The sequence below is a fragment of the Streptomyces sp. NPDC047061 genome, from assembly GCF_040643955.1.
Classification (GTDB): domain Bacteria; phylum Actinomycetota; class Actinomycetes; order Streptomycetales; family Streptomycetaceae; genus Streptomyces.
The window spans coordinates 19800-31537 of the sequence record NZ_JBEYVI010000039.1; the positions used below are offsets into that span (position 1 = coordinate 19800).

The window sequence follows — 11738 nt, forward strand, 5'->3', positions numbered from 1 at the left end:
GGAAGACCATCACCGCACACCGCACACACAGAACACGGGGAATCAGACATGAGCAGCAAGACCCGCGCCGTCCTCACCGCCGGCGTCGTGGCCGTGGCCCTGGGGCTCGGCGTCACCGCCCAGGCCTCGGCCGGCGCTCCGCGCAGCGTCGCCGGCAGCCCGGCCGACAACATCACCCGCATCGCCGACTTCTACGGCGCCTACATCGACGCGGAGAGCGCCCCGGACGGCAGCGGCCACCTGTCCACCGCGCTGCGCGCCTACTACATCGACCCGACCTACCTGAAGAAGCTCAAGGCCTGGGAGAACCGGGAGCACGCGGACGGCGTGCTGCGGGCCCAGAACACCCCGCTCAAATGGAAGGTCACGGACAACGGTACGGCCGACTACACGGAGGCCGCCATCACCCTCACCTGGAGCCGCAACGTCACCACGAAGCTGGTCGTCGACATGACCCGCTCCACCCACAAGATCATTCACATCGGCACCAAGGGCCTCGGGGGCAAGTAGCCGGGAGGTCGGCTTTCGGCCAGGTTCGCCGGTGCCGCGGACCGCGTGAAACAGCTCGGGGGGTTGCGTGCGGGGCTGAATCACGCCGGGTCCGCGGCACCCTTGGCGCGTACGGGACGGTCCGGGCGGCGACGTACGGGCCGGAGCGGACCCGGGACTTGGCCGAACACCCGGTCGTCATCGACGTGACATGACTGGCCCGTGCCCGAGCGGGCATGGATCCCGTGAACGTGTTCGATCAGGAGGGGATCCGGCAACAGCGTGCGGGCGGGGGTCATGAACAGTCAGGCACGAGGGGGCGGTCCCGTGGCCATCGGGGCCTCCTCGGCGCAGACGGCGGGGGAAGAGACCGACACGACGGAACGGGGGCACGCGTCACAGCTCAGGCGCCGACTGGGACGGTCGGACCTGCGGGCGGTGCCCGAGGCGCGCAGGGAACTGCGGGAACTGCTGCGGCACTGGGGGCGTCCCGGCCGCTCCGAGATAGCGGAACTGCTCACCAGCGAACTCGTCACCAACGCGCTCGTCCACACCGACCGCGAGGCGGTCCTGACGGCGGTCGTGGAACCCAGCCAACTGCGGGTGGAGGTACGGGACTTCGTGGCCCGCAGGCCGCGGGTGTGCACCCCGGGCACCGGCGACGGCACACACGGCCGGGGCCTGGTGCTGGTCGACTCCCTCGCGGACGCGTGGGGCGTGCAGGCGCACGAGGTCGGGAAGTCGGTGTGGTTCGAACTGGACGCGGAGGCCGCCTGACGGGGGCCGGGGCCGTATACACAACGGGACGGGGGCGTGACCTTGAAGGTCACGCCCCCGTCCCGTTGTGTATACGGCAGCAGGTGATCAGCCGAACTGCTGCTCAAGGTCCTTGAGCTTGCGCTCCAGGGAGTCGAGGCGCGGCAGCGCCATTGTGTCGTCCTCCGCGGTCAGGTCGACCGTGATCGGGTCAGACCCTTTGCGGACGGGCTGAAGGGAGGGCCGCTGGCGTACGGGCAGCTGCTCCGGCGCCGATATGGCAGGCTCCGCAGTGGGCTGCGAGGCGCGCTCGACCTGGTGCTGCACCTCGTCCTGCCGGCCACGTCCGACGAAGCCGCGGTGGCCCCGGCTTATGGCCTTGAGCTGGGCCCGCTCCAGACGGTCCTGCTCGCGGCGGCGCAGCCGGTTGGTCTCCTTCTGCCGCTTGTCCTCGCGCACCTCGTCGACCGCCTCGTCCAGGCTGCGCACGCCCTCGAGGAGCATCAGCGACCAGGCCTTGTAGGTCTCGCGGGGGGCACGCAGCCAGCGGACGATACGGATCTGCGGCAGCGGACGCGGCACCAGACCCTGCTCACGCAGGGCGGCCTTGCGGGTCTGCTTCAGCGCGCGGTCGAAGAGGACGGCCGCGGACAGCGACATGCCGGCGAAGAACTGGGGAGCGCCCGCGTGGTCGACGCCCCGGGGCGCGTGCACCCAGTTGAACCAGGCCGCGGCGCCCGCGAACGTCCACACGAGTATCCGGGAGCCGAGGGCCGCGTCACCGTGGCTCGCCTCGCGCACCGCGAGGACGGAGGAGAACATCGCCGCGCCGTCCAGACCGAACGGCACGAGGTACTCCCAGCCGTCGGAGAGGCCGAGGTTCTGCTGGCCGAAGCCGACCAGCCCGCGGAACGAGAGGGCCGCCGCGACCGACGCGGAGGCGAACAGGAGCGCGTAGGAGACGGTGCCGTACACGGCTTCCTTGCGCCGGCGGCGCTCCTCGCTGCGCTCCCACGAGTCGTCCTTCGCGTGCTCCCCGCCGGACCGCTTGGAGCGCGCGAGCACCGCCACCGCGACCAGCATGCCCAGGAGCAGTACGGCGCCGGGAAGCAGCCAGTTCAGCGATATGTCGGTCAGTCTCATCTAGGGGTCCCTTGCATTGGGATAGGGCGTATCGCCCGCCATAGTGGCCCAACCCCACTGGCCCTCAGGGGGTTTCGGGGCAAGAGGCCGCCAAGGAAGTGCAAGGGGATGCCCCAGGGCGGCATTCTGCTCGAACTGCCGCGTGAGGGGCGGGAGCTGAGTTCGAGTAAGACTACCCATACGGGTGGTTCCTCGGAAAGTTCCTGCGGCAAGTGAGGAAGTTGTGAATTCCCTGTCCCCGCAGGGACGCTCCTGCCGATGGCGATCTTAGTGGATGCCGTGCGGTGCTGTGTCCCGGGGGCGGGACCGCGTCCCGCCTGAGGAAGCCTCAGGCCGCCGCGGCCGCCGCGAGTTTGGCGATCCGGACGTCGTCGCAGGTACGCGGGCAGGTGGCGCAGGTGTCCTCGGGGCGCAGTGTGTAGTACATGCAGCAGCTCGCCCGGTCCCGGGTGGGCAGCGGCTCCCCGGCCGGTCCTGACAGCACCCGGAAGGCGGCCGAGCCCACGTACGGCTTGGTCGCGCCCGGGAGCAGCCGTTCGAGTTCGCGTACGGCCCGCGCCTCCTCGCCGAGCAGGCCGGCGATGTACCAGAGCCCCTCGACGACCTCGTCGGTCGCCATGCCCCACAGGGCGCGCCCGCGCCGCCGCATCCGCGGTCCGAAGCCGCCGAGGACCGGTTCCAGGTGCTCGGCGACGGCCGCCCGCACCTCGGCCCGCAGCGCCTCCTCGCCGGCCACGACGACCGCGCCGGGCAGCGCCGCCGCCGGGTCGCCCGGGAGGCAGGCGAAGGAGGCGACCCGTACGGCCATCCGGCCCGCCGTGCGGTCGTACGACACCTCGGTCGCGGGCAGGCGGGGGACCCGGCGGTCCAGGAACCAGGGGAGGGTGATCAGGAGGCAGGCGGCCCAGCCGTAGCGGTGCAGGCCGAAGGTCGCGACCACGTCGGGGCGGGCCGGCCTTCCCTCGTCCCGCAGGATCTGGTCCTCGTCCCAGGCCAGGAAGGCGTCCAGACCGGGACCGCCCGCCGCCAGCTCGGCCGCGCAGACCCAGTCGCCGCCCCGGGGTGCCGCCTCGCCCGGCCCCAGCTCCGTGACCGCCAGGTCCGGACAGACCTCGGTGAGGCGGGCGTAGGAGGCGGAGACGGGGGAGATCATGGACTACCGCCGATCGGGTGAGGGCCGACTGCCAGATAAGTAAGCCTTACCTTACCCACCCGTTCGGAAATTTGAACCAGCGCCTTGTGCGCCTAAGGTGCTTGACGGACAAGTAACAACCCGCCGTTAATGACCCAAGTGCCGACGAGCCCGGAGGAGGACCCGTGAACCAGCGCGCGCACGCGGCTCCCGCCGAGACGGCCAGGGTGCCGGCGCAGTCGCGGTCCGAGGAGACGGCGCGGGAGGCGCCCGGTTTCCCCGCCGGCCCGCCGGCCGCGCGGGGTGAGCACACGCACAGCGAGCGGCCGATCCCGCAGCCGAGGCCCGCCGTGCAGCGGGCGTCCGTACGCGGGCAGATCCTCGACGCCTTGCGCACCGCGCTGGTCGGCGGGGAGCTGGCGCCCGGCGAGGTGTACTCGGCGCCGGCGCTGGGGGAGCGGTTCGGGGTCTCCGCGACGCCGGTGCGCGAGGCGATGCAGCAGCTGGCGCTGGAGGGCGCGGTCGAGGTCGTGCCCAACCGCGGCTTCCGGGTCGTCGAGCGGGGCGCTCGCGAGCTCGCGGAACTCGCCGAGGTGCGGGCGCTGATCGAGGCACCGGTGATGCTGCGGCTGGCGTGCAGCGTGCCGACCGAGCGGTGGGCCGCGTTGCGGCCGCTCGCCGAGGAGTCGGTGCGGGCGGCGGCGACGGGGTGCCGGGTGACGTACGCGGAGGCCGACCGGGCGTTCCACCGGGCGGTGCTGGCCCTCGCGGGCAACGAGCAGCTGGTGCAGATCGCCGAGGACCTGCACCGCCGTGCGGTTCCGCTGCGCGGGGCTCGGGCCGACCTGATGGCGGACGCGGCGGAGCATGCGGCGCTGCTGGAGGCGTTGATCTCGGGGGAGCTGGATGCCGTGCGGCGGCTGGTGACCGGACATTTCGCTGCCGCGGGCTGACGGGGGAGGGTGTTTGCGGCGGCGGCTCGCCGTCGGGGTGCGGACCGTGTGCCGGGCGCGGGTGCGTCGTGGCTGGTCGCGCAGTTCCCCGCGCCCCTAAAAGCATGAGCCGCGGGCAGTCGTGCCGCTGGGGCGGCACGGGTGGGCGCTGGGGGTCCCCCCGGCCGAAGGCTGGGGGAGGCACCCTGCTAACGCCGGTAAGTGACACCCCCCCGCCGCCGGCCGTCACGCCGTTGCCGCTCCCGGGGACGGTGGGGTGAGCTGCCTGGCCAGCCACGTCGGGACGCCGCCCAGGAGGCGGAAGAGGCGGCCTGCCTCCTCGCGCAGGCGGGACGCCTCCGGCTCGGACTCCGTGTCGGCGAGGGAGGCGAGGGCCGGGGCCGTGCCCACCAGGTAACCCAGTTCCTCCCGGATCCGCAGCGACTCCGCGAAACCGTGCCGGGCCTCCGCCAACTCCCCGTCCCGCAGCGCCAGTCCGGCCAGGTGCCGCCAGGTGAAGGAGAGCAGGAGCGGGTCGGCGTGGGCCGTGGCGGCGGCGTGGGCGCGGCGGTAGGCGGCGCGGGCCGCCTGGGGTGAGCGGGTGAGGTTCTCCGCCAGGAGGCCCCGGCGGAAGTCGAGGAGGGCCCGCCCCGACGCCCCCGGAGGGATGAGCGCGGCCGCCCGACCGAGCGCCGCCCGCGCCTCGTCCGCCCGGTCACGGACACCGTGCAGCGTGGCCGCGTAGGCGAGTTGGCCGCGCTCGCAGGCGGCCGCCCCCCGCTCCTCGTCGGTCCGGGCCACCGCCTCCGCCGTCCGCAGCGCGTCCTCGGCCTCTTCCCAGCCCCGCTCGGTGTACAGGCACCGCTCGACCATCAGCCCCGCCCGCTGCAGGGTGAACGCCGCGGTGTCCGACGGCAGCAAAGCCGCCGCGTCGGTCCAGCAGGCCCGCGAGCGCAGCCGCCATACCGCGGTCTGGAGCGGATCGTCACCAGCGGTCGTTCCGTTCCCAGACATGGCGGAGTACGCCACGTTGCCCTCCCCTAGCGCGCCGTCGAGCAGTGAAGTGGTGGCCGCATTCCAGCACTGATCGCCGCGCGGGGCCAAGAGGGTGGGTGAATAATTTCACAAAGTCGTGGGACGGCGGCGGCACTTGGCGCGAGCCGGTCGCACGCCCGCGTGACCTCAGCTCATCCGCAACGCCAAGAAGAAATCGAGCTTGTCCTCCAGCCGCGACAGGTCCCGGCCCGTCAACTGCTCGATCCTCCCCACGCGATAGCGCAGCGTGTTGACGTGCAGGTGGAGACGGGTGGCACAGCGGGTCCAGGAGCCGTCGCAGTCGAGGAACGCCTCCAGGGTGGGGATCAGCTCGGCACGGTGACGGCGGTCGTAGTCCCGCAGCGGGTCCAGCAGCCGGGCGGTGAAGGCGCGGCGGACGTCGTCGGGGACGAAGGGCAGGAGAAGGACGTGCGAAGCCAGCTCCTGGTGGCCGGCCGCGCAGACCCGGCCCGGGCGGGCCGCCGCCACCCGGCGGGCGTGCCGGGCCTCCTCCAGGGCGCCGCGCAACCCCTCCGCGGAGTGCACGGCCGCGCTGACGCCCAGGGTGACCCGGCCGTCGTCGTCGAGCCCCGCCGCCAGCGGGGCCCGTACGGCCTCCAGAAGGGCGTCGGCATGGATGCCGGACTCGGAGCCGTCGTGCTCGGCGACGACGGCGGGCAGCGGGACCAGGGCGATCGCCTCGTCGCCGGTGTGGGCCACCGCTATCCGGTCGGAGGGCTCCGGGCCGGTCGCCAGCGGGTCGACCAGGATCTCCTCCAGGAGGGACTGGGCCACCGGACCGCCCTCGACCTCCCCGCCGTCCCACTCGACGCGGGCGACGACCACCTGCCAGTGCGGGGCCGCGCCCAGGCCCGGCAGCAGGACCGGGGCGGCCACCCGCAGCCGGGCGGCGATCTCGGCCGGGGCCGCGCCCGTCTGGACCAGTTCGAGGACCTCCTGCGCGAGCCTGCGCCGCACCGTGCGGGCCGCGTCGCGGCGGTCGCGTTCGACGGCGATCAGCTGGGTGACGCCCTGCAGCAGGTCGAGCCGCTCCTCGGGCCAGTCGCCCGCGTCCGCCTCCACGGCCAGCAGCCAGTCCGACAGCACGGTCTCCCGCACGTCCCGGGCACCCTGCGCGGAACGGCCGCTGGAACGGATCGGGAAGAGGGAGTAGGTCGTGCCGTCGAGGAGGACGCGGTGCGGGCCGCGGCGGCCGGTGCGGGTCGCGGCCAGGTGCTCGGCGGCCAGCCCGGCGCAGACGTCGGCGGGCAGCGCGGGCCCCGACACCTTGGAGCCCGCGATGAGGCGCCCGGCCGGGGACAGCACCCAGGCGCGCAGGTCGAGGTCCGAGCCGAGCAGGTCCAGGACCACGTCCGGGCCGCCGCCCGCCGGACCCGACGTCATCATCCGCCGGTGCCGGTCCACGACGGCCGCCAGGTCCCCGGCCCGCTCGCCGCTGACCTGCCGTACGACATGCTCGGTGATCGTCGCGAAGGCCACCGACTCGTGGACCGCGAAGAGCGGGAGGCGGTGCCGCGCGCAGGCCACCACCAGGTCCTCCGGGACGGCGCCCAGCTCCGCCTCACCGGCCGCCAGCGCGACCACCCCGGCCTGCACCAGCAGTCGTACGAACGGCTCGGAGTCCGCCGCGTCCCGGCGCCAGGCCAGGCCCGTCAGTACCAGCTCACCGCCGGAGAGGTAGCGGCTCGGGTCGCGCAGGTCGGTGGTCATGACCCCGCGCACGGTACGGTCCAGCTCGTCCTCGCCGCCGAGCAGCCGCAGGCCCAGCGCATCGGTGTCCAGCAGTGCGCGCAGCCGCATCTCGTCGCCGCCGTTCTGTGTCTCGAAATCTACGATGAATCATGAAGGGTCACGAGTGAGGCGCCCGGACGGGCGGGTCCGCGGGCCGTCACCAAGGGTCGCCGGACCGCAACCGACGGCTGCCAGGGCGTTTCCTGCGTTTCCACAGGAAGACCAGGAGGTTACTGATGACCCCCGTTCATACGAATCTACAAGATGCCCGTGCTGGCCAGCCAACTCCTTCATGGTTTCAGTGACTGACCCCGCCGGAGTAAGGGGCGGTGTACTGGCGTCGTTCCGCGTTAACAGGACATGAACGAGCCGGGCCCGCCGCACACGGATTGGCTCAATCCGCACGACTCACGAGACTCACGAGACGGAGAAGAGAGCCGGTCATGGACTTCCTTCGCCCCGCCAGCTGGGAGGAGGCGCTCGCCGCGAAGGCCGAGCACCCCACCGCAGTGCCGATCGCGGGTGGCACCGATGTGATGGTCGAGATCAACTTCGACCACCGCCGGCCCGAGTACCTCCTCGACCTCAACCGCATCGGTGAACTCTACGAATGGGAGACCGGCGAGGAGAGCGTACGGCTCGGCGCCTCCGTCCCGTACACCCGGATCATGGAGCATCTGCGCGCCGAGCTGCCCGGCCTGGCCCTCGCCTCGCACACCGTCGCCTCCCCGCAGATCCGCAACCGCGGCGGCGTCGGCGGCAACCTCGGCACCGCCTCCCCGGCCGGCGACGCCCACCCCGCGCTGCTCGCGGCCGGCGCCGAGGTCGAGGCCGAGTCGGTACGCGGCACCCGGCTCATCCCCATCGACGACTTCTACACCGGCGTCAAGCGCAACGCCCTCGCGCCCGACGAGCTGATCCGCGCGGTCCACGTGAAGAAGGCCGACGGACCGCAGCAGTACTCGAAGGTCGGCACGCGCAACGCGATGGTGATCGCCGTGTGCGCCTTCGGGCTCGCCCTGCACCCCGAGACGCGGACCGTGCGGACCGGGATCGGCTCGGCCGCCCCCACGCCGGTGCGGGCGAAGACCGCCGAGGACTTCCTGAACGCCGCGCTCGACGAGGGCGGCTTCTGGGACAACGGAAAGATCATCACCCCGTCGGTCGCCAAGCAGTTCGCGGACCTGTGCGCCGCCGCCTGCAACCCGATCGACGACGTCCGGGGCACCGCGAGCTACCGCCGCCACGCGGTCGGCGTGATGGCCCGCCGGACCCTGACCTGGACCTGGGAGTCGTACCGCGGCACCACTCAGCAGAAGGGGAGTGTGGCCTGATGCGCGTCAACTTCACCGTCAACGGACGTCCGCAGGAAGCCGACGACGTGTGGGAGGGCGAGTCCCTGCTGTACGTGCTGCGGGAGCGCCTGGGCCTGCCCGGTTCCAAGAACGCCTGCGAGCAGGGGGAGTGCGGGTCCTGCACCGTCCGGCTGGACGGCGTGCCCGTGTGTTCGTGCCTGGTCGCGGCCGGACAGGTGGAGGGGCGGGAGGTCGTGACCGTGGAGGGGCTGGCGGAGTTCGCGCGGCAGCGGGCCTGCGGCGGGGCGGATGCCTGTGCTATGTCACATGTCACGCGTGACACTTCAAAGAGCTGGCAGCCCAAGCCCCCCTCCGACTCCCAGACCGGCGAACACACCGAACTCTCCCCCGTCCAGCAGGCCTTCATCGACGCCGGCGCCGTCCAGTGCGGCTTCTGCACCCCCGGCCTCCTCGTCGCCGCCGACGAGATGCTCGAACGCAACCCCAACCCGACCGACGCGGACATCCGTGAGGCGCTCTCGGGGAACCTGTGCCGCTGCACCGGCTACGAGAAGATCATGGACGCGGTCCGCCTCGCGGCCGCCCGGCAGGGAGAGGCGGTCTGAACCGGATGCCCACCAACAGCGCCCCCCTCGGCACTCCCACCAAGGTCACCCAGGGTTCCCAGACCAAGGGCGGCATCGGCGAGTCGACCCTCCGCCCGGACGGCACCCTGAAGGTCACCGGCGAGTTCGCGTACTCGTCCGACATGTGGCACGAGGACATGCTCTGGGGCCAGATCCTCCGCTCCACGGTCGCGCACGCCGAGATCGTCTCGATCGACACCGGCGAGGCCCTCGCCCAGCCCGGCGTCTACGCCGTCATGACGTACGACGACCTGCCCACCGAGGTGAAGAACTACGGCCTGGAGATCCAGGACACCCCGGTCCTCGCGCACGGCAAGGTGCGCCACCACGGCGAGCCGGTCGCGATCGTCGCCGCCGACCACCCGGAGACCGCCCGCCGCGCGGCCGCGAAGATCAAGGTCGAGTACCGCGAGCTGCCCGTCATCACCGACGAGGCCTCCGCCACCGCCCCGGACGCGATCCACGTCCACGAGAACCGCGACGACCACCACATCGGCCACGTCCCGCACCCCAACATCGTGCACCGCCAGCCGATCATCCGCGGCAACGCCGACGAGGCGGCGAAGAAGGCCGACGTCATCGTCAAGGGCGAGTACTACTTCGGCATGCAGGACCAGGCCTTCCTCGGCCCCGAGTCCGGGCTCGCGGTCCCCGAGGAGGACGGCGGCGTCCACCTCTACATCGCCACCCAGTGGCTCCACTCCGACCTGCGCCAGATCGCCCCGGTCCTCGGCCTGCCCGAGGACAAGGTGCGGATGACGCTGTCCGGCGTCGGCGGCGCGTTCGGCGGCCGCGAGGACCTGTCGATGCAGATCCACGCCTGCCTGCTGGCCCTGCGCACCGGCAAGCCCGTGAAGATCGTCTACAACCGCTTCGAGTCGTTCTTCGGCCACGTGCACCGCCACCCGGCCCGGCTCTACTACGAGCACGGGGCAACCCGCGAGGGCAAGCTGACCCACGTCAAGTGCCGGATCGTGCTCGACGGCGGTGCCTACGCCTCCGCCTCCCCGGCCGTCGTCGGCAACGCCTCCTCGCTCGGCATCGGCCCGTACGTCGTCGACGACGTCGACATCGAGGCCATCGCCCTCTACACCAACAACCCGCCCTGCGGCGCGATGCGCGGCTTCGGCGCGGTCCAGGCGTGCTTCGCCTACGAGGCCCAGATGGACAAGGTCGCCGAGCAACTCGGCATGGACCCGGTGGAGTTCAGGAAGCTGAACGCCATGGAGCAGGGCACCGTCATGCCGACCGGCCAGCCGGTGGACTCGCCGGCCCCGGTCGCCGAACTCCTGCGCCGGGTCAAGGCGATGCCGCTGCCGCCCGAGCGCCAGTGGGAGAGCAGCGAGGGCGCGGACGTACGGCAGCTGCCCGGCGGTCTGTCCAACACCACCCACGGCGAGGGCGTCGTACGCGGCATCGGCTACGCGGTCGGCATCAAGAACGTGGGCTTCTCCGAGGGCTTCGACGACTACTCGACCGCACGCGTGCGGATGGAAGTGGTCGGCGGCGAACCCGTCGCCGTCGTGCACACCGCGATGGCGGAGGTCGGGCAGGGCGGGGTGACCGTCCACGCGCAGATCGCGCGCACCGAGCTGGGCGTGGCGCAGGTGACCATCCATCCGGCCAACACCCAGGTGGGCTCGGCGGGTTCGACCTCGGCCTCCCGGCAGACGTACGTCACCGGCGGCGCCGTGAAGAACTCCTGCGAGCTGGTCCGGGAGAAGGTCCTGGAGCTGGGCCGCCGCAAGTTCGGCACCTATCACCCGGCCTGGGCCACCGCCGAGCTGCTCCTTGAGGGCGGCAAGGTCGTCACCGACGGCGGTGAGGTGCTCGCCGACCTGGCGGACGTCCTCGGTGACGAGGCCGTGGAGGTCGAGGCGGAGTGGCGGCACCGGGCGACCGTGCCGTTCGACCTGCACACCGGGCAGGGCAACGGCCACGTCCAGTACAGTTTCGCCGCCCACCGCGCGGTCGTCGAGGTGGACACCGAGCTGGGCCTGGTCAAGGTGATCGAGCTGGCCTGCGCGCAGGACGTCGGCAAGGCGCTCAACCCGCTCTCCGTCGTCGGCCAGATCCAGGGCGGTACGACCCAGGGCCTGGGCATCGCGGTGATGGAGGAGATCATCGTCGACCCGAAGACCGCGAAGGTCAGGAACCCGTCCTTCACGGACTACCTGATCCCGACCATCCTCGACACGCCGACCATTCCGGTCGACGTCCTCGAACTCGCCGACGACCACGCCCCGTACGGGCTGCGCGGCATCGGCGAGGCCCCCACCCTGTCCTCGACCCCGGCCGTCCTCGCGGCGATCCGCAACGCGACCGGCCTGGAGCTGAACAGGACACCGGTCCGCCCGGAACACCTGACGGGCAACGCGTAACACCGCCGGACAACGGCAGCCCGGCGCCGGGCAGTTGCTCAACTCCCCGGCGCCGAACCCACAAGCGTGCACCTCCGGGCCGTCCCCCGGGTCATGCACTTCCCAAATCCCGTACCGCCGCAGGCGTCTGCCCAGCGGCGGCCGCGGGGGCCCCTGTGAACCTTGGGAGACGGCAT

General features: G+C 72.3%; 10 protein-coding genes. 6 read left to right on the plus strand and 4 right to left on the minus strand.

What is annotated here, in order from left to right:
* The first annotated feature begins 48 nt into the window (after nucleotides 1-48).
* Together ABZ887_RS39365 and ABZ887_RS39370 are read left to right on the plus strand one after the other, a co-directional pair.
* On the plus strand, nucleotides 49-510 hold the full coding sequence (locus ABZ887_RS39365; RefSeq protein WP_361300998.1) for a hypothetical protein: 462 nt from the start codon (nucleotides 49-51) through the stop codon (nucleotides 508-510).
* 306 nt (nucleotides 511-816) lie between these two features.
* Entirely contained in the window at nucleotides 817-1266 is a 450-nt protein-coding gene (locus ABZ887_RS39370) for an ATP-binding protein (RefSeq protein ID WP_361301000.1), read from the plus strand.
* An 87-nt stretch (nucleotides 1267-1353) separates the two neighbouring features.
* On the opposite strand, the gene ABZ887_RS39375 is transcribed toward ABZ887_RS39370, so the two are convergent.
* Together ABZ887_RS39375 and ABZ887_RS39380 are read right to left on the minus strand one after the other, a co-directional pair.
* Nucleotides 1354-2388 carry a DUF2637 domain-containing protein gene (locus ABZ887_RS39375; RefSeq protein ID WP_089104555.1) on the minus strand — a complete coding sequence of 345 codons (1035 nt, stop codon included), beginning with the start codon at nucleotides 2386-2388 and terminating at the stop codon, nucleotides 1354-1356.
* Nucleotides 2389-2716: 328 nt separating this feature from the next.
* A complete protein-coding gene (locus ABZ887_RS39380) occupies nucleotides 2717-3541 on the minus strand; it encodes a (2Fe-2S)-binding protein (protein WP_361301003.1) in 825 nt (274 codons plus the stop codon).
* 164 nt (nucleotides 3542-3705) lie between these two features.
* Here ABZ887_RS39380 and ABZ887_RS39385 point away from each other — a divergent pair, with 164 nt between their 5' ends.
* Nucleotides 3706-4473, plus strand: coding sequence for a GntR family transcriptional regulator (locus ABZ887_RS39385; RefSeq protein ID WP_361301006.1), 768 nt, complete (start codon nucleotides 3706-3708; stop codon nucleotides 4471-4473).
* 225 nt (nucleotides 4474-4698) lie between these two features.
* On the opposite strand, the gene ABZ887_RS39390 is transcribed toward ABZ887_RS39385, so the two are convergent.
* Nucleotides 4699-5466: a hypothetical protein gene (locus ABZ887_RS39390; protein WP_361301009.1), complete on the minus strand. Its 768-nt coding sequence runs from the start codon at nucleotides 5464-5466 to the stop codon at nucleotides 4699-4701.
* Between the two features lie 168 nt (nucleotides 5467-5634).
* Nucleotides 5635-7308, minus strand: coding sequence for a PucR family transcriptional regulator ligand-binding domain-containing protein (locus ABZ887_RS39395; protein ID WP_361301012.1), 1674 nt, complete (start codon nucleotides 7306-7308; stop codon nucleotides 5635-5637).
* 374 nt (nucleotides 7309-7682) lie between these two features.
* Between ABZ887_RS39395 and ABZ887_RS39400 the strand changes: the two genes are divergently transcribed.
* From ABZ887_RS39400 to ABZ887_RS39410, 3 genes are read left to right on the plus strand one after another with little or no spacing between them, the layout of a single operon-like run.
* Nucleotides 7683-8573: a xanthine dehydrogenase family protein subunit M gene (locus ABZ887_RS39400; RefSeq protein WP_361301015.1), complete on the plus strand. Its 891-nt coding sequence runs from the start codon at nucleotides 7683-7685 to the stop codon at nucleotides 8571-8573.
* A complete protein-coding gene (locus ABZ887_RS39405; protein WP_361301018.1) occupies nucleotides 8573-9160 on the plus strand; it encodes a (2Fe-2S)-binding protein in 588 nt (195 codons plus the stop codon). Before ABZ887_RS39400 ends, ABZ887_RS39405 begins: the two co-directional genes overlap by 1 nt.
* Before the next feature lie 5 nt (nucleotides 9161-9165).
* Entirely contained in the window at nucleotides 9166-11562 is a 2397-nt protein-coding gene (locus tag ABZ887_RS39410) for a molybdopterin cofactor-binding domain-containing protein (RefSeq protein WP_361301022.1), read from the plus strand.
* The last annotated feature ends 176 nt before the right edge of the window (nucleotides 11563-11738 follow it).